This is a genomic window from Nocardia jiangxiensis NBRC 101359, from assembly GCF_000308615.1.
In the GTDB taxonomy this organism is placed as follows: domain Bacteria; phylum Actinomycetota; class Actinomycetes; order Mycobacteriales; family Mycobacteriaceae; genus Nocardia; species Nocardia jiangxiensis.
Genome location: NZ_BAGB01000145.1, coordinates 1 through 19,230 on the forward strand (window position 1 = coordinate 1; position 19,230 = coordinate 19,230).

Sequence of the window (19,230 nt, forward strand, 5' to 3'; positions counted from 1 at the left end):
CTGTGGACATGCTCAAGCAGGTGCTGAGCATGTCGGAACGGTTCGCGTGCAAGGTGGTTGGGCTGTATCGGTCCACGTATCGGCGGTTGCCGGCCGCGCAGACCCCGGCGGATCCGGATGCCGGTCTGCGGGCCTGGCTGCGGTCCTATGCCACGAAACATCAAGGGCACGGGTTCCGGCGCGCCTGGGCGGCGCTGCGGTTCGACGAGGGCAGTGGCGTGAACCTGAAGAAGGTGCACCGGCTCTGGCGGGAGGAGGGCCTGCAGGTGCGCGAGCATCACCCGCGTAAGCGGGCCGGTGTCTCGTCGGTGTCGCCGGTCGAGGCGGATGCTCCGAAGGTGGTGTGGGCGTTGGACTTCCAGTTCGACTCCACCGTCGACGGCAAGGCGGTGAAGATCGCGTCGATGATCGACGAACACACCCGCGAGTCGCTGCTGCACCTGGTGGAACGCTCGATCACCGCCGAGCGGCTCGTCGCCGAGCTGGCGAAGGTGTTCACCGCACGCGGCGGGCCACCGCAAGTGCTGCGCATGGACAACGGCCCGGAGATGATTTCTCATGCGCTGCAACAGTTTTGCGGAGATCGGGTGGGAATCGTCTACATCCCGCCGGGGACACCGTGGAACAACGGCTACATCGAATCGTTCAACCGGCGGTTACGCGCCGAGTGCCTCAACCGCAACCATTGGACGAGCCTGCTCGAGGCCCGGGTGGTGATCGGCGATTTCAAGGACGAACACAACCGGCGGCATCGGCATTCGGCGCTGGGCTACCTGACCCCGGCCGAGTACGCTGCGGCCTGCACCCACACCCATCACCCGGTGGCGTGCAGCATCAACTGAAACTGGATCGAAAACAACCCGGACTCAACGACCGGGTGGTCCCGTCATCGGGGACCGGTCATGATGTGTTCGGATTGAGGTGGGTTCGGTCCCCATTCGCTGGACCTTAGGGGACCTTACTACAACACGAAACACCAGGTAGAAGCCCTGGAAACCCTGCAGCGGAAGCTTCCCGCCCCCACCGCACCCGTACCGCCAACCGCCAACCGGTCAAAACCCAGTCGGGCAAAGCAACTCGACGCCGACCAGACACAAGAGGTCATCCATGGCTACCTGGCGGGAGCCACCACCTACGAACTGGGCACCCAATTCGGCATCGATCGCCGAACAGTCAGCAATATCCTCCACCGGAACGACGTACAGATGCGCCGACGCAGCCTATCCCCCGAGGACATCGACAACGCCATCCACCTCTACAACCTCGGCTGGTCACGCGCGAGTCGGCGAACACCTCGGCGTCGAACACACCACCATCCTCGCCAAACTACGCCAACACGGCATCCCCACCCGCGACACCCACGGACGACCACGACCTTGAAGACCGTCATGCACGAAGATCGGTCCGCTCGGCCCGAATGCCCACGCGCGATCAGCCTTTCGACGATCGCGTATTTCCTTTTGGAGAGATCACCACCTGCTCGTCGAACAGTTCACACGCATCTCGGGTGAGTTTCAGCTCGGCCTCCAACTGGGCAATCCGGCGATGCGCGGAGGCCAACTCGTCGGCCTCGACGCTCGGCACACCCTCACGGACTCCCCATCGACCAGCGCCTGAGCCTTCCACTTGAACAGCGTCGCCGCGGAAATCCCTGTCTCAGCAGCGATCTCAGCGACCCGTTCCCCAGCACGCAGTCGCACACACCTGCCCGCGCACGGACTGCGGATACGATTTCGACACCATGACCTCCTGACGGTCAGTCAGCCTCAACTCTCACAAGGCTGGTCTGCCTTCCGGGGCCGGGATCAGGTGGTCTCGTCATCGGGGACCGCTCACGGCAAGGCACCGACGCCGCACGCGTCCACGCTCCGGCGTCCACCAAACCGGATACGACACCGGAGCCCGCCAGATCCGACAATGGCTCCAAACCCCAAATCGACGCAAGTAATTTGAATGAATTGTTCGGGCCGTCCGACGGAGTTGCACCCTGTGGCCACCCGACCTACACGATGGAGACCGTTGATTCACAAGGACGGCGCGCCTCGTATTTACCTATGGAGCCGTCCACCTCGAGCGGCGAACGCGCCATGATCGGGCGAGCTGTCCGGTCCGGACAGAAACCTCCCTCCGGCTCTCGTCAATCGACGATAGGCTTCCCTGGTGCCCTACGTTGTAACACTCTCTGCTGGAGAGCTTTCCGCCGAGACGAACGAGCTGCGCCTCACGCAACGCCTCACGAAGCCCTTCTCGAAACGCAACGCAGTGAGCGCAACGCCGCTCCTTGCACTCATCGTTAGCATCTCCGAGGACTCGGCAGCTTCGCGGACCCTCACATGGATAGGTGTCGCGGTCCGTCACGGGATATCGGGCCGATTCGACAATAATATTACGATCGATCCACTACGAGAAATCCATGATTATATTCCGCTCGACGGCCCCGACGGACTCCTCGCCTTTCTCGCAGAGGAACCCCGCCGAGAATTCGAGAATTCCTGCATCAACGGCAGTGTAGGTTCGTTCAGTACCTTCACATGGGACGCCATCGAGTCCGCGGTCCGGGAACGGCACCCGCAGATGGTTCCAATGCTGGATTGGTTACTTGCCCAAGCCGCACCGGAAATCCTGTCTCCTGACAATCGAGCCGACATGGGGTGGCTCGAGGAGCAGGACGGAGTCAGAACTATCAAGCGGATCACCGATCTACCACCCGAGACAGCGAATGCCTGGCGGAGGCCTTCCGACCGGAACGCCCCCTACCTCGCTGGGCTGATCCCAGAACCCGTTGAAAGCAGCATGCTCGAACACGATGCCCGAGCATCAGCGTACGGAGACGACCTTTATCACGACTGGACCAACGATCCACAGGTTCGGTTCGACATCCATGTCGCGTATGGAAGTGCCGGACGACGAATAGAGATCGCCAATGTCAATGCGACCCCCGTAGAATCCCGACTGGGCACCGATCTCATCTATTATCATGAGCCCTCCGCGAGCTTCACGCTCGTTCAATACAAGCGACTCACCGAGTCATCCCGATCCATCTCCATCGGCGATCAGTTCGAGGATCAGCTGCGACGTCTGCGCAAGGTTTCGCACCTCAGCCAAAACCCCGCCACTCCAGCAGAGTGGAAGCTTGGCCACGACTCATGCTTTCTCAAGCTCGCACACTGGTCTCCGTCGTCGCGTCCTCCTCGCGTCGACACCCTCATCGATGGGATGTATCTCCCGCTGTCCTACGTCGACGTTCTCCTCAATGACCCATGCACTCTCAGCGGACGCGAGCGACAGAACGGTCGGCCTGGCCGAGTATTGGGATACAAGCAGGTACCCAGACACCTCGTCGGCAGCCAGTTCATCCAGCTGGTCCAGCACGGACTCGTCGGAACAGTTGGCGTCAACAGAGACCAACTTCGCGGGATAGTGGACGACAGTCTCGAAAATGCGCGTAGCGCCGTCATCGGCAGGGAACTCAGTCAAGAATCTCCGAAAGAGCGGCAGAACCGACTCCGATCAAGAGGTGCGAAACCGCGATCAAAGAACCCAAAACCGAAGAAGGCCAATAACTCGACCGGGGATTACTAATCAGATCGTAAGTAGGTCGACTCAGGCGGTGATGTAGGCCAGGTTCGGGTCGCGGAAGAATCCGCGTACCAGGGCGGGGAGTTTCTGCAGCCGGTGCAGGGCTGAGGTGACCTTTGTGGTCAGGTCGATTTGCTGGTGACGCCGGTGCGGCCGACGCGGTCGGCTTTGATGTTCTTCCAGACCCATTCGTCGGGGTTGAGTTCGGGTGAGTAGCCGGGCAGGAAGATCAAGGTGAGTCTGCCTTCGGTGGAATCGGCAAAGGCCCGGGTAGCCTTCGATCGGTGCGAAGGGTGGCCGTCGACGACCAGGTAGACGGGTGTGCCACCGTCTTCGAGCAGGCGTTTGCAGAACTCGATGAACACTGCGGAGTCGACCGTGCCGTCGTGCACCATGAACCGCAGCGCGCCTTTGGTCGTGACCGCGGACAGCATGTTCACCGAGTGCCGGGCGCCAGTGGTGCGCACCACCGGAGTCTTGCCGACCGGCGCCCAGGTCGTGCCGGCGTGGTAATCGGATCGGATTCCAGCTTCGTCGGCGAAATAGATTGTGGCACCTTCTCTTTTCGCCTGTTCCCGGATCGCCGGGAACTCCTCACGCTTCCAGCGTTCCACCGCCTCGGGGTCCTGCTGGTAGGCGCGCCACAACGGTTTCTGCGGTGACAGGCCCATCGTGCGCAGCAGCCTGCCCACGCTGACCTCGCTCAACGCGACACCGAACTCGCGGCGGATCACTTGCCGCACCAGATCCCGGGTCCACAACGCGAATTCCAGCGACAGCTGTCGTGGATCACTACCGGTGATCAACGCATACAGCTTCCCGATCTGCGTGCCTGTCAGCTTCGGCGGCCGACCAGGAACCGGCTTGGCGCGCAACGCATCCCAGCCGCCCTCCCGGAACTTCGCCAGCCACCCGTACACCGTCTTACGGTGCAGGCCAAGCGTTTGCGCGACCTCCTCGGGATGCGCGCCATCGATCACCCGCTGCACCGCCCGCCGCCGCAGCACTTCCAGCGTCTGGTGGTCCAGCTTCCGGCCATCGTCATCACGCACCCGGAAATTCTGTCAGAAACACCCCGAGGTCGGCATACTTACGATCGGATTAGTAAGAGCACCTTCCCGCCCAATCTGTCTTCATGCGCCGGGCCACGGATCACGGCCCAAGTGGCCCGTCACCTGAAGGAGGTCAGTACATTGCGATCGGGTCATCGCCGCCGAGGTGTTGGCGGAGCGGGCACAGCCCCCCAACCGGCCCGCGGACTGCCAGTATCCGGTCAACGTAGAGGTCAAGGTGTCGATGATCTTCTGACAGCTGGTGGTCTTCTGTAGCGGATCACGGCCGTGTTGCGCCCAAGGTAAGGATGCCGGCCGAATCAGGCCCCGCTGCTGCGCGAAGTCACCCGCAGAGTGCTGCCAGGATGCCTTGTCGACCAGCTCGATTCAGCAGGTACTCCGGATGCTCCGGGCGGCCCTCCAGGATGCCGTGGATGAGGAGCTGATCAGCCGCAATGTCGCACGCTGACCCGTTCACATGTTCACAGTGCAGCACCCGGGCCACCATCGCGTGTATCCGGCCGCATGATCCTTGAGCAACCGGGTGCCGAAGCACGTGGCACTGGCGCCAACCGGCTTACTCTCCTCCAAGTTCAGCCTGTGTACCGTCGCTCAGAACTTGGACTCGTATGCCATCGTCAGCTCTCGACGCGGAACATGTTGAGCAGTAAAGTTTTTGGGCGGTCCAGCGATCAAGGCGGGCTGTTTAGCTTGAGAGGCGGGTGGTCAGGTGGCCTTCATCGGTCGTGAGAAGACGAAGGTGCGTCCAGCGACGATCTTGGATCTGTACAACGAGCTTCCCCGAACGAAACAGGCCGTGAAGAACCTATGGGTTCACCAGGGGCAGATCGTCACCGCCTACGTCGAGGATCACAGCACGACCGACGATCTGGCGCTGGAGATGCCCACGGGGACAGGCAAGACACTGCCCGGTTTGCTGATCTGCGAATGGGAACGGCGCGGCCCTCGGGGCCGGGTGGTGTATGCGTGCCCGACCAATCAGCTCGCTCGTCAGGTCGCCGCTACGGCCGAGCGCGAGGGCATACCGGCAGTGCTCCTGATCGGCCGACACCGTGAGTGGGTCGCTGCCGAGGAGGCCCGGTACAGCGAAAACCAGGGCGTCGCGATCACCAACTACACCACGATCTTCAATAGCAATCCGCGGCTGGCGCCGCCTGCGGTCATCGTTTTCGACGACGCACACGCTGGAGAGCAGTTCGTCGGCGAGCAGTTCGCTGTCCGGATCAGCCGATGGAAGCATGCACACGCCTACGACACGGTGCTCGACGCGCTTGCGCCGCAGCTGTCAGACCTGCTGCTGCAGCGGCTGCGCAGCGATCCCGATCCCGGGGCGCACCATCAGGTTCGGCTCGTGGTGCCCTCGGTCGACCCGGACACGCTGACCGGGTTGGATGCAGCGCTCAACGCGCTGCCCAAACCACACAACTTCCAGCTCGCAATGATTCGGTCCGGCCTTGCCAGCTGCATGGTCTACCTGTCGTACGGCGCGATAGAAATCCGGCCGATGATTCCGCCCACCTTCGAAAGCCCCCTGTTCGCCGGTGCCGCACGACGAATCTATTTGTCGGCCACGCTCGGCGACGGAGGTGAACTCGAACGCGCTTTCGGTCGCTCACGGATTACCCGTCTGACCCTTCCTGGCGCCGCCCCACGTTCCGGTCGGCGCCTGTTCGTCTTCGCCGACGCCGCGCAGGGAGGCGACTCGACCGTGCTGATCAAATCCTTGCTCCGCGAGACCGCCAAGGCGGTCGTGTTGTCCCAGGACACCGTCGACGGGGCAAAGGAGACGGCGCTCGAGCTGGCACCGGCAGGACTGCCGGTATTCGGAAAAGACGACCTCGAGCAGAACCTGTCGGTGTTCCGACAGGCACCTGCCGGCATACTCGGGCTCGCTAATCGCTACGACGGTCTCGACCTTCCCGACGACGACTGCCGTGTCGTAGTCCTCAACGGGCTACCCAATGCCCACAGTCTGCAGGAGAAGTTCTTGAGTGAGCGCGCTCTGGCCGGTTCTGCTCTGGCCGAGCGTGTGCGGACCCGGGTCGTGCAAGGCGCTGGCCGCTGCACCCGGGGACCGAGCGACTACGCCGTGGTGATCGTCTCGGGACCTGACCTGATGCAGTATCTGCACTTGCGCGAGGTACGGCAGGCGCTCGATCCCGAACTTCAAGCCGAGGTCGAGTTCGGCTGGCTCAACAGCCGTGACAAGGACTACGGCGAGATCTTCGAGAACGTCCAGGTATTCCTGGAACACGAAGAGCAATGGCGCGAAGGCGGCGAGCCGTTCATCACCGAAATCCGTCACGACCAGACGAAGGTTCCCCCGCCCGGTAGTGCCGCCATGCAAGAAGCGGCCGAGTACGAGGTCAAGGCATGGGAACTGGCTTATCAGGAGAAGTGGATCGCCGCCAGCGCCGAAATGGAACGAGCAGCACGGACAGTCGGCAAAGGCGGTGAAGCCACCAGGGGCTACCGGGCGGTCCTGCTATACCTGGCGGGATTGTGGTTGCACCACGGCGCCGACGGCGAGGCCGCGCGCGCCAATGCCCGCAAGCTTGTCCGCGATGCCGAGGCGGCAGCTGTCCGCGGAACGTGGCTCAACGAGACACCGCGGCTCCACAGCCAGCCCGAACAGGAGCGATCATTGGCGGACTCGGTGGCCATCAACGCGATCGTTTCCCGTATCGAGCGAGGCGTTCGTCAGGATCGATATCTGCACAATCTCGACAGCTGCATCGATGACCTGTCACAGACCGAGGCCATCGCATACGAACGAGGGCTGACCACGCTCGGCGAAGCGCTAGGCGCCACGGCCTTTAAGCCCGCCGGCCAAGGCCGCTGCGACTCGGCCTGGCTGTGGGACTCGACCCTGTGGGCGACCATCGAGGCCAAGAGCGAGTCCGACTTCGACAAGACCATTCCGCTCAAGTACATTCGCCAGACCAACACCCAGCTCACCCAACTCGCTGCCGACAAGAAGGCCGACGCACCCCCCGCAGGCAGTGTCTCGGTCATCGTCTCGCCGCGAGCTGCCGTCGAAGCGCAGGTAGCAGTCACCGCCAACCCCGATGTCTACATGACCGATCCAGAAGTCGTGTCCCGACTTGCCGCAGACGTCAAGGGCGCCTGGACGGCACTTCTGGCAACCAGCACAGGCGGAAGTTCGTCTCCGATTCGCGAACAAGTCGCGAGGGTTCTATCGACCTACGGATGCCTGCCCACGCAGATCCTGGCCAGAATCGCCACACACCCAATCCGCCCGCTCAGCTGAAACGGGACCGGTCAGGCCAGCGCATTCGAGCTCCGCGCTGGCCATTCACGGACCGACACATCACATCTCAATCCACCCGGCCATGTCGTGGCCCTCGTCGGAATGATGCGCCGGATGCTCCGAGAGCGTCGTCTGTGGCGGAACCGCTAGTCCGGCGAGTGCAGTTGCCGCTGCTCCGGTGCGCCCTGCGCTCCGGCCGGAACGGAGGGAATCTCTTCCAGGGCCTTGGTCTCTACCCCTAGGAACCCCTGCTTCCGCTTGCCTCGTCGATGCCGTGCCGACTCTACGGCGGTGCGCAGCCTCCGCGGCACTCATCTCACTGGATCGACAGCACTGCTCGTACCTTGTCTTCGATCGGGATCTTCAACCGCCGTGATCTGGCCGCACATCGGGCCCCTTCTCGGCTCGATGTGCTCGGAGCATAAACCGAGCAATCTGGCCAGAAGGTTTTGACGCGCGAGAGCGTCAGTCGATCGATAATGCGTTCGAATCGGTATCGGATTTCTGGCGTGACAGTTCCCTATGTCTTAGGCTTGTCTGTGTAGACTTTCCGCATGAAACCAGCTTTGACAAGCTGGTTCTCATGTTCGAGAAGGGAGGGTGGTCGTGCTGCTGCGTTTTCGGCTAGCCAACCATCGGTCGATTCGGGAGGAACATGAGCTGTCACTGATCGGCACGGAGTTCAATGCCGGCACCGCCCGTGAGACCGGGCTGAGCAGCAAGGGGCGGGGGGTGACTGCGCTGCCTGTGGCAGGCGTGTTCGGGGCGAACGCCTCGGGCAAGTCCAACCTGCTGAGCGGGTTGCGCTTCATGCGCACCGCCGTCCGGGAGTCCGTCACCGAATGGGCGAAGTATCCAGGTGTTGTGCCACGAGAACCCTTCAAGCTGGATTCGCAATGCAGAGATGACACCACTCTCTGCGAAGTCGACCTAGTACTCGGGGTCGACCCGGTCAGATATACCTACGGTTTCGAACTGTCGGACGATCGGGTTGAGGCTGAGTGGATGCATGCGTACCCACAGGGGCGACGCCAGGTCTGGTTCGACAGAGACGCTGCCCGGGGCGACGAGGGCGGGGACGAGTTCGTCTTCCGAGGAACGGGATTTCAGGGCCGCAGCGCGGATCTGGTCGCGTTCACCAGGTCGAACGCACTATTCCTGTCAGTTGGCGCAACGCTCAACGACCCACAGCTTTCAGCAGTTCATCGTTGGTTCAGCGACAATCTCTGGCTAGTCACGCCAGGTGCGGATATCGCTTCTCGCACACGATGGACACAGCACCTCCTCGCCGACGTGAAGGAGGCGCCGAAGTATGCCGAAGACATCCTCCGCCTGTTGTCGATTGCGGACCTAGGCCTTACAGGAGCCGACATCGATCGGGAAACGGGGGCCGTCCGGCTGCGACACAGAGCAGCAGATAGTGACGTAGCACTCGATTTCCTGCGCGAGGAGTCGCTGGGAACGCATGCGTGGTTCGCATTCCTGGGACCGCTGTTGACGGCGCTCACCGCGGGGGCGGTACTGCTGGTGGACGAACTGGACTCTAGCCTGCATCCGACACTGGCAGCGGAAGTCGTGCGGCTCTTCCAGGACTTGGACGCCAATCCCAAAGGCGCACAGTTGATCTTCACAACACACGACGCGACACTCCTGGGCAGTCCCGTGCTGGATCGCCCACTCGACCGGGACCAGATATGGATAACCGCCAAACAGCGATCAGGGGAGACCGAGCTGTATCCCCTCATCGATGCCAAACCTCGTCCTGACGAAAACCTGGAGCGCGGCTACCTGCGCGGACGCTACGGTGGGATTCCACGCCTGCCTACTGGCAAGATTCCACGCGAACGATCTCGGCAACTGGCAGCGAAAGGGGCGGAGTGAGCGCCCGAAGCAATAAGCGGCACAGTGCTTCTCAGAGGCGACGTCGACGCGGTACCGAAAACGACGCCCGGCCGCTTGAGCGCCCTCTAGGCAGAGATCGCAGGGGGAGGGTCGTCTTCGTCGCGTGTGAGGGTGAGAAGACCGAGCCGGACTATCTTGAGTATTTGGACGAGACGTTCGGACCGGGCACACCTGATAGGCCACAGTTCAGCCTGCATCCGATCGCAGTGAAGAACGGGATGCGGCCCACGCAGACCGTGGACATGGTTGTGAAGGACGCTGGGACCGACGAAGCGTGGGTCCTGTTCGATCGAGATGGGACCGACCGCGATGCCGACATCCAGAAGGCTCTGGTGACCGCGGCCGCCAACAAAGTCGAAGTCGGCTTCTCACATCCCTCCTTCGACCTGTGGCTGCTCCTGCATTTTCAAGCCTTTACAGGCGCGCAGAGTGGCAGAAGCACCGTAGTCGTTGAGCGACTACGAAATTCGAAGGCAACCGACGCCTTCCGTGACTATGACAAGCGCAATAACAAGAATGTGAGCGCACCGGCCCGTCGAGATGCGTTGCGCGACAACGAGCAACGGGCCGTCGATCGTGCGCGTGCCCTCGTGAACCAGTGTGAACATGGCGACTGCCAAGCCGCCAAGGCGAAGTGGGACCCTGTTGCGCGGTCGGCAACGAAGAGCTCCGAATCGCGGGATCGCCCCTCATGGCAATCCTGGGCTGCACGCTCCGGCCATGCCGAGCATTGCCCAGTTCTGCGTCGAGATCCGTCGACCGACGTGTGGCGGCTGCTGGTCACTCTGGGGATAGCCACTGCACCCTGACATCCGAATCCAGCGCGAATCCGAGTTCGATAGGCTGACCAGGCTCGGATGAATCGATTCGATCGATGGAGAGGGTCTCGCGCGTGGCACTGCTCACACTCCCGCAGTTGGAACGGCACCTGTTCGGTGCGGCGGACGTACTGCGAGGACGGATCAACAGCTCCGAATACCGGGATTACATCTTCGGCATGCTGTTCCTCAAGCGGTGTTCGGACGAGTTCCAGAAGGAGTACGAAAAGAACTACGCCTGGGCGATCAAGGAGTGGGGCTGGACTGCACAGGAGGCTCGCAAGTACGCCGAACGCCGAAGGATCTACGCCGACACCTTCTTCGTACCTGCTCGTGCTCGGTGGTGGGCTGGTCCCCACATCGAATGTACGGAAGACGGTGAGCCGCTGAGCACTGAGCACCCCGGAATTCAAGAGCTCACACAGGGGGTCGGTGCGGAACTCGACAAGGCGCTACGGAAGCTTGAGGCCGACAACCCGGCGATCCGGGGCGTGTTGGGCCACATCGGGTTCAACCGCCAGACCGGTCAGCAGGGCAAACTCAGCGACGGCGAACTGCGAGATCTCATCCGGCATTTCTGCAAGTATCGGCTGCGCAACGACGACTTCGAATTCCCCGACATGCTCGGCGCCGCTTACGAATATCTGCTCGCGCGTTTCGCCGATGACGGCGGTCAGCGCGGCGGCGAGTTCTACACGCCGCGTCCGGTGATTCGAATGATGGTCCGGCTAGTCGATCCGCATGCCGGCGATACCGTGTACGATCCCTGCGCCGGATCAGGAGGCATGCTGATCTTCTCGCGCGAGTACGTCGAGGAGCACGGGGAGAATCCGGAGCATCTGTCGGTGTTCGGACAGGAAAAGAACGGTGCGTCCTGGGCATTGGCGAAGATGAACATGCTGTTGCACGGAATTTGGGATGCGGACCTGCGGAACGGCGACACGCTCACCGAGCCGATGCACGTAGTGGATCACGCAAATCACCCGATCAACTTCGAGACCGGCGACCACGAGCACAAGCGGGCCGGAACCAGACTGCGGACCTTCACCAAAGTACTGTCCAATCCCCCGTTTTCGCTCAACTACGATCTGGCCGCGGTGCAGCGGGTCGAAAGCTCGCACGGCCGCATGGCGTTCGGGTACACCAAGCCGGACAGCAAAAAGGCCGATCTCATGTTCGTGCAGCACATGATCTCGGTGTTGGAGGAACACGGCGTCGCCGCAACAGTCATGCCGCACGGGGTGCTGTTCCGCGGCGGGGAAGAAAAACGCATACGAGAGAAGATGCTGCATGACGACGTGATCGAGGCGGTAATCGGCCTCGGCCCCAACCTCTTCTACGGCGCGCAACTGCCTGCATGCATCCTCATACTACGCAGGCCGGGTGGCAAACCAAAGTGCTCCGACCACGACAAGTGCGCCGAGAACCCCCAGTGCGCCGAGCATAAAGTGCTGTTCATCAACGCTGACCGCGAGTACGTCGCCGGGCGCGCGCAGAACGAGCTCGGGCCTCAGCATGCAGAGAAGATCGTGGCAGCTTACCGCCACCGGCTCGAAATCGACCGATACTCTCGTGTTGTCTCTACGGACGAACTACTGGCCGCGGACGCCAACCTCAATGTGCGTCGCTGGGTGGACAATTCGCAGTCCCCCGAACCGCAAGATGTGCGAGCGCACCTGTACGGCGGTGTGCCACGATCCGAGGTCGCCGATCGAATCGACCAGTTCAACGCATACGGCGTCTGGGCCTACAACCTCTTCACCGAACGTGACGAGCACTATCTCGACTTCCTGCCGGAAGGCACCGACGCGACTGCCGCCCGCATCCCGGTGCTGACGGCCGCCAAAGAAGCCGAGCTCATGGCCGCCTTCGAAGAATGGTGGACCGATCACACAACGATGATCTCCAACTTGCCAGAAACCAAGCAGCTCTTGACCTTACGTGGTGACCTCGTTGACAGCTTCACCAAAGAACTTGCGCCGCTTGGTGTCATCGACGAATACGATGCCGCCGGCGTCATTGCCGATTGGTGGATGACCAACCGCTACGACTTCAAGGCCCTCGCCGCAGGTGGCTACGACCGCGTCCTCGAAGGCTGGGTGCACAGCATCGAAGCCATGCTCGCCCCCACCGAAGGCCCCGGTGGCAAGACTAAGCAACCCACACCCGCCGACCGCCGTCGCGCCCTCGAACACCCGCTCGTCAAACACCTCATCCCTGAGTATTTGGCTGAACTCACCAAAGCCGAAGCCGCCGCAGCCGAGGCAGAAGCGGCCTATCAGGCTGCCCTGGCCGAATTCAACTCTTCGACAACCGCATCGGCGGCAGACGACTCTGAAGACGGCGATGAACAAACCAGTGAGCCGATAGTCACCGAAGCCGATGTCAAGCAGCTCCGCAGTGTCCGCACCAAGGCCAACAAGAAGCGTAGCGACCTGCAGAAGCTCTTCCTGCATGAACTCAATGCTGCCGCCGAAATGGCCATCGCCGCAGGCGAATCCGAACCACACGTGCTCACGGTGATGCAGGAGAACCTGGGATCGCGTCTTGCCCAAGTCGTCACCGCTGGCCGAAGTGAACTGGTAGCGATATATCAAGGCTGGGTGGAAAAATACCGAGTATCGCTCCGCGACTTGGAAGCAGTAAGCCAAGAAGCCGATGCAAAGTTGCGCGAATGGTTGAAGGAGTTGGGGTACGGTGCCTGACTCGCACAGGATCGACCGTTTCTCTTCAATACCGCTCGGCAACCTATTGACGCACGTTGAAGCTGGCCGCAGTCCACTTGCGGAAGGACAACCCGCCGCCCCCGGCGAATGGGGCGTCCTGAAGGTCAGCGCTATTCGATCAGAAGGTTTCGACTCGAATGAAAACAAGGCAATTTCAGATTCTTCATTGATTCGTCCTGAATTCGAGGTCAAGCCTGGCGACTTGATAATTTCCAGGGCAAACACAGAGGAATTGGTCGGCTTGTCATGCATCGCACGCGAACCGCGACCGATGCTCATGCTGTCGGACAAGACCCTGCGGTTGCATATAAATCACAACCTAGCCTTGAGCGAATATGTAGCTATTGTTCTTGGGGCTCAATCCATACGATCAAAAGTGAGACTAGAGGCCACCGGAACAAGCGGAAGTATGAAAAATCTGGGCCAGAATCAGATTCGACAACTCCCTATCCCGCACCTCAGTATTTCGCAACAAAGAGAATTAGTTGAAGCAGTCACCAGCTTCGATCGCGAAATTGAGGCCCTGAATCGGAGGATTTCTAAAGTCGCCATAATGGAATCCAGCCTGGCGAATAAGGCATTTGCTGGCCCTCGGGACGAATTCTGTTACCTGGGTGACGTAGCAGATGTTACCGCGGGCGTAACCCTAGGTTCAGAAGCGGTCGGGGCGGCTTCAATCGAGCTTCCATACCTGCGGGTTGCAAACGTTCTGGATGGCGTAATTGACACATCTGATTTGAAATACGTAAGGATCCTTCGCGCCCAGCTGCCTCGTTATTCACTTATGCCCGGAGATGTCCTTCTTACCGAAGGTGGCGATATTGATAAGCTCGGACGCGGCGCCGTATGGGACGGCCGAGTGGAGCCGTGCCTTCATCAGAATCATATTTTTAGAGTCCGATGCTCATCGCAGTTGGTTCCCGAGTATCTGTCTTTGTATACCGCGTCAGCCGAAGGCCGGAAGTACTTTCTTCGTGTCGGCAAACAGAGCACTAACCTCGCATCGATCAATTCGACGCAGGTGAAGGCAATGCCTGTTCCGATGCCCTCCGTAGGCGAGCAGCAGCGGCTCATAGGGCCGATCCTCGCTGGTCGTGAGTTTCGAATGGTCCTTGAGGCCCGCATCGCCAAGCTCCGCACCATACGTAAGGCTCTGATCGAGGATCTGCTCACCGGTAAGGTCGCAATCGACGATCTTTAACCGAGACAACGGATCTGGGGAGGCGCCACCGATGGCGAGGCCAGAGTACGACGAGGTGGAGCGTCCGCTGATCGACCAGTTGCTGGCGATGGGATGGCAGCAGCATCTCGAGGGCGCACCACCGGGAACGCGGCCGCAGGACCCGACGCAATCCGGCCGGTCGGACTTCTGGACGGTTGTGCTGGAGGACAGGTTCCGGCAGGCCGTCAACCGGTTGAATCCAGGGCCTGACGGACAGCCTTGGCTGGATGAGAACCGGTTGAGCCTTATTGTCGAACTTGTTCTGCGGCAGGATCTTTCGTCGGTCGCAGGGAATCTCACGGTTACGCGGTTACTGCGTTCTGGCATAACGGTGGAGGGATTGCCGGGCTGGGACCATGGGGTCAATCAGAATGTTCGACTGATCGACTTCGAGCGCCCTGAGAACAACGATCTGCTGGTCGTCTCCCAGTTCCGCGTCGACCGGCCGGATCACCGGTCGGCGATTCCGGATCTGGTATTGTTCGTCAATGGTCTGCCGCTTGTCATCATCGAGTGCAAGCGAACCGGACCGGCGGCCCTCGACGATGCCGTTGAGCAGGTGCTGGGTTACGCCGGTGCACACGCTGCCGTGCCCGTGCCCGAGTTCGTGCGGTTCGCGCAGGTGCTCATCGGAACCTGCGGGGAGCAGGCACAATTGGGGACGGTTACCGCCGAGGCACACCAGTTCGCATCCTGGCGAACCGTAGAACCGGCAACTGTCGCGCAGGTGTCCAGTGAGATCGGCAAGCCGGATTGGGAACCGATTTCAGCCCAGGGGGAACTTGTCGCCGGTGTGCTGCGTCCCGCGCATTTGCTCTGGCTTGTGCGTGACTTCATGATCGACGCCGGATCCACGGCGAAAGTGGTCGGCCGCTGGCAGCAGTTCCGCGCGGTTCAGCGGATCACCGACAAACTGAAGGATCGCCGTGTGGCGATCACTAAGGATGTGGATCCTGACCCTCGCGGCGGGGTTGTCTGGCACACACAGGGTTCGGGCAAAAGTTTTACGATGACCTTCCTCGTGCGCAGCTTGCGCGCGACACGAGAACTGACTGGCTACAAGGTCGTTGTGGTCACCGATCGGCTGGACCTGCAGACGCAGATTCACGGAAGCCTCCTCACTACGGAGGAGACCCCCTATGTCGCCAACAACGTCGATGATGCGCGCGAATATCTCGCCAGGCAGATAGCCGACCTGGTCATGATTCTGATTCAGAAGGCGCAGCACGACGATGACGACACCGAAGCCGAACAAGATGCCGCATCGGATGAGGAGTTCGGCACCGAGCCGCTGCCTGATCCGATCAACTTGAGCACCCGGATCGTCGTGCTGATCGACGAAGCGCATCGCAGCCAAGACGGGTTGCTGCATGCGCGACTACGCGCCCTGCTGCCGAACGCCGTCATGTTCGGATTCACCGGGACGCCGATCATCAAGGGGCGCAAGAAGCGGACCGACGAGATCTTCGGCGACGTCATCGACGTCTACTCCCTCAAGGATGCCCGGGACGACCGGTCGATCGTTCCAGTTTCTTATGAGGCTCGCCTTCCCAAATTTGAGATCGTGAGTCGTGCTTTGCTCGACGCGGGATTCGACGCGACCGTCACAGGCACCCGCAGGCAGCGTCGCCGTGCCATGCGCCAGCTTGCTCGGAAAAAGGAAGTGCTCGAAGCCCAGCACGTCATTGACTACAAGGCGCGAGACATGTTCTCGCACTGGGCCTCCAATGCTATGCCCGACGGCTTCGCGGCACAGATCGTCGCGGTCTCCCGTAAGGCGGCGGTTCGCTACCAGGCGGCGATCCTCGCTGCGCGGGATGACCTTGTTACGCGACTGCGTGCGCTGGACACAAGGATGCGGTACGATCCGATGGCTGCGGTACACGCTACCGAAGCGGAACAGAAACTCCTGCGGATCCTCAATTGGCGGGAGTTGCTGGCCTCCATCGAGGTAGCAGTCGTCATCTCGGAGAGTGCGGGATCCGCCGACCCGGAGGACTGGCGAACTTGGACCAGGCGCAGTGATCAGAATCAGCACATCCGTCGCTTCAAACAGGGATTCGACCCGAACGAGTGGTTCGCCGACCAACCATGGTCCGCGACCACGCACGCCGGTCCGATCGGTGCGCCCGCCGGCAGTCTGTCGGCGGGCGGCGATCCCTGGGACGAGTTGCCAAGTTCGAACCAATCCGTCCAGGCGATCACCGCCTCCGTATCGCCGCCGTTGGCCTTCCTGGTGGTGAAGTCAATGCTGCTCACGGGGTTCGACGCTCCGGTCGAACAGATCGTCTATCTTGATCGCGGTATGGGCGGCCTCGAATTACTGCAGGCAATTGCGCGCACGAACCGCCCGTACCGGAACAAGCAATACGGTCTGATCGTCGACTACGTGGGCGTATACCGCGATCTGCGGCGCGCACTCAATGACTATGAGCGCGAACACCTTCGCTTCGTGATCGGTGGCGACCAGCCGCCTGCTCGTACCGTGTGGCAGGGGTTCAATGAATCCGCGGTGCCGCACCTGCAATCCGAGCACCAGCGTCTCGTCACATTCTTGAACAACTTGGGTGTCACACAACTCACCACGTCGGCGGCTCGATCAGAACTGCTTGCACGACTGTGGGATCCGCACCTGCGCGCCCAATTCGACGAGCTCACACGCGATTTCTTATCCGCCCTCAATGCGGTGCTGCCGCGCCCCCAGGCGCTGCGCTACACCGCGTTCGCGAAGCAGATAGGCGAGGTCCAGTATCGCCTCCGTAGCAGAGACCGCGACGATCGCGCGGAATTCAGCCCCCGTAGGTACGGGGCGAAGGTGCGCGCCCTCATCGATGAACATCTGCGGTTGAATCAAATCGAGCAGCGCGTACCGCCACGCGATCTCACCACCGACGACTACCTTGAGAAGCTGGACAATCTATACGACGATCGAGCGCGAGCTATGGAGATGGCCAGCGCCCTCCGCAGCAGGATCGACCTGCGCCTGCCCACCGCCGTCGACCCGGATCGCTACGAACGACTAAGTGAGCGACTCGACCGGATAACCCAGTCTATGGAACGGGACTTCGAACAGGCGGCCGCTGAACTCGACAGTCTCGTCAGGGAAGAGCGCGACGCGTTTACGTCGGATCTCAGCGAAGGGCTGGCATACTTCACCGAGAAGCCGGTGCGCGAACTGATCGAGCGGTCATTGCGCAGGGTCGCACCGGACGTGGCCGTGCCGAAACTGGACTTGGCCATAGTCACCAGAAGAATCGTCCTACACCTGGCTGACCTAGCGGCACGGCCGAACTTCCCCGAGAACATAGTTGTTCGAGATAGAGGTATCACGCTCATGATCAACTATCTGGAGCGGGAGCTAGGTCTGCATAACGCCGAACCCGAGGCGCTCGCCACCGAATTGGTCGCTCTCGCGGCACGCCGCCCAAACGACTTCCGACGATGGTCTGAGGACGGAAACACGTGAGGATGCCACAATCCGTCGTCGCCTATACGCTGAGCACCGAGCTGGAACGAACCGTCGCCGGCCTCATGCTTCCCCCCGAATGGCGGGTGCGCATCGAACTCCGACGGCGAAAGACCCTCGGCATCGAAGTCTCAGCGGGCGGCACCGTGACTTTGGCCGTTCCCGAAGACGCCGCACCGAATGACATTGAACGATTGCTGGAGCGCCACGTCGATCGGATTGCTCGAGCAGTGGCCCGGCACCGCGGCGTCGAGCCCACACATCCGGCGAAAGAACTGATCGACGGCGAGCACTTCGACTACTTGGGTCGCACCTATCGCCTCCGAATTGCCACTGACACAGTGCCGACACTGCAGATCGTCGGCGATTGGCTGGAATTGGCTGCAGGGCAGGGAAGCAAACCAACCGCCACACACCTCGTCCATTGGTACACCGACCAGGGCGATCAGCTGATCGCCGAGATCATGCCAGCACTGGCCCGCGCGGCTGGTCTCTCAGTGCCCGCAACCAGAATTCGCGATCTCGGGGCTCGGTGGGGAGTACGAGAACGCGATAACCGCATATCGATTCATTGGGCGACCTTCCAGCTGCCTGAGGACCTGGTCGAACTTGTGCTCGCACACGAACTGACTCACCTGCGTGTGAATGCACACTCGGCAGCGTTCTGGCGCGAGCTCAGCAAGCTTGTCCCCGATTTCGTATCGCGAGAACGGCGCCTCGCTCAGCTCGGATCCACCGCATGGTTGGGCGCAATTCGGTAGCTCAAGCACGATGTGGTTCGCTTCCAGTTCGGGTGCAGCGAGGTCAGCAGGCCGCGGATGCGGTTGCTTGGTGCGGGTCGGTTCGCCGGCCAGGTCGTCGTCGTATCAGACGCGTACGGCGGCCTAATTCTCCTGGCCAGCTTCGTGATCGGTGTAGTGGGGTTCGTTGGGAATGCTGCCGGTCAGGGTGTCGGGTTGAGTCTCTGGCCCGTCCCCAGTGAATGAGACCGCTCGGTATTAGAGTCCTGTTGGCCCTGGTAGGGGCTGGAAGGGACACTGAGGGACATGGCAGGACGCAAGCGGCATTCCGCGGAGGAGATCGTGCGGAAGCTGCGCCGTGCCGACGAGTTGGCCGCGGCGGGCCGCTCGGGTGAGGAGATCGCCGCCGAACTGGAGGTCTCGGCGGCCACGC

At 61.5% G+C, this 19,230-nt stretch carries 12 protein-coding genes; 9 read left to right on the forward strand and 3 right to left on the reverse strand.

Features of this window, described 5'->3' with window-relative positions:
- Positions 1-842 (forward strand): IS3 family transposase (locus ON40_RS35235; RefSeq protein ID WP_083896144.1); only part of this gene is annotated, 842 nt, incomplete at its 5' end.
- Between the two features lie 589 nt (positions 843-1,431).
- On the opposite strand, the gene ON40_RS54990 is transcribed toward ON40_RS35235, so the two are convergent.
- Both ON40_RS54990 and ON40_RS54995 read right to left on the reverse strand, forming a co-directional pair.
- Complete coding sequence (locus ON40_RS54990) at positions 1,432-1,584, reverse strand: hypothetical protein (protein ID WP_245568138.1); 153 nt, start codon at positions 1,582-1,584, stop codon at positions 1,432-1,434.
- A complete protein-coding gene (locus tag ON40_RS54995) occupies positions 1,515-1,700 on the reverse strand; it encodes a transposase (protein WP_245568136.1) in 186 nt (61 codons plus the stop codon). Before ON40_RS54995 ends, ON40_RS54990 begins: the two co-directional genes overlap by 70 nt.
- A 460-nt stretch (positions 1,701-2,160) precedes the next feature.
- Between ON40_RS54995 and ON40_RS52575 the strand changes: the two genes are divergently transcribed.
- A complete protein-coding gene (locus ON40_RS52575) occupies positions 2,161-3,582 on the forward strand; it encodes a hypothetical protein (protein ID WP_157186624.1) in 1,422 nt (473 codons plus the stop codon).
- 119 nt (positions 3,583-3,701) lie between these two features.
- On the opposite strand, the gene ON40_RS35250 is transcribed toward ON40_RS52575, so the two are convergent.
- Positions 3,702-4,631, reverse strand: coding sequence for an IS630 family transposase (locus ON40_RS35250; protein WP_218008911.1), 930 nt, complete (start codon positions 4,629-4,631; stop codon positions 3,702-3,704).
- Positions 4,632-5,361: 730 nt separating this feature from the next.
- Here ON40_RS35250 and ON40_RS35255 point away from each other — a divergent pair.
- The 7 genes from ON40_RS35255 (at position 5,362) to ON40_RS35280 (ending at position 18,818) form a co-directional block, all read left to right on the forward strand.
- On the forward strand, positions 5,362-7,923 hold the full coding sequence (locus tag ON40_RS35255) for a DEAD/DEAH box helicase (protein ID WP_051194055.1): 2,562 nt from the start codon (positions 5,362-5,364) through the stop codon (positions 7,921-7,923).
- Between the two features lie 600 nt (positions 7,924-8,523).
- The gene (locus ON40_RS35260) at positions 8,524-9,804 is read left to right on the forward strand and encodes an AAA family ATPase (RefSeq protein WP_218008912.1); all 1,281 of its coding nucleotides are present in this window, start codon (positions 8,524-8,526) and stop codon (positions 9,802-9,804) included.
- Positions 9,801-10,634 carry an RloB family protein gene (locus ON40_RS48655; RefSeq protein ID WP_157186625.1) on the forward strand — a complete coding sequence of 278 codons (834 nt, stop codon included), beginning with the start codon at positions 9,801-9,803 and terminating at the stop codon, positions 10,632-10,634. The genes ON40_RS35260 and ON40_RS48655 overlap by 4 nt, the downstream gene beginning before the upstream one ends.
- A gap of 83 nt (positions 10,635-10,717) precedes the next feature.
- The gene (locus ON40_RS35270; protein WP_051194057.1) at positions 10,718-13,348 is read left to right on the forward strand and encodes a type I restriction-modification system subunit M; all 2,631 of its coding nucleotides are present in this window, start codon (positions 10,718-10,720) and stop codon (positions 13,346-13,348) included.
- The gene (locus tag ON40_RS52580; protein WP_157186626.1) at positions 13,341-14,570 is read left to right on the forward strand and encodes a restriction endonuclease subunit S; all 1,230 of its coding nucleotides are present in this window, start codon (positions 13,341-13,343) and stop codon (positions 14,568-14,570) included. Before ON40_RS35270 ends, ON40_RS52580 begins: the two co-directional genes overlap by 8 nt.
- Before the next feature lie 31 nt (positions 14,571-14,601).
- Positions 14,602-18,057, forward strand: coding sequence for a type I restriction endonuclease subunit R (locus tag ON40_RS35275; RefSeq protein WP_040829631.1), 3,456 nt, complete (start codon positions 14,602-14,604; stop codon positions 18,055-18,057).
- A 2-nt stretch (positions 18,058-18,059) separates the two neighbouring features.
- The gene (locus ON40_RS35280; protein WP_051194059.1) at positions 18,060-18,818 is read left to right on the forward strand and encodes a M48 family metallopeptidase; all 759 of its coding nucleotides are present in this window, start codon (positions 18,060-18,062) and stop codon (positions 18,816-18,818) included.
- The last annotated feature ends 412 nt before the right edge of the window (positions 18,819-19,230 follow it).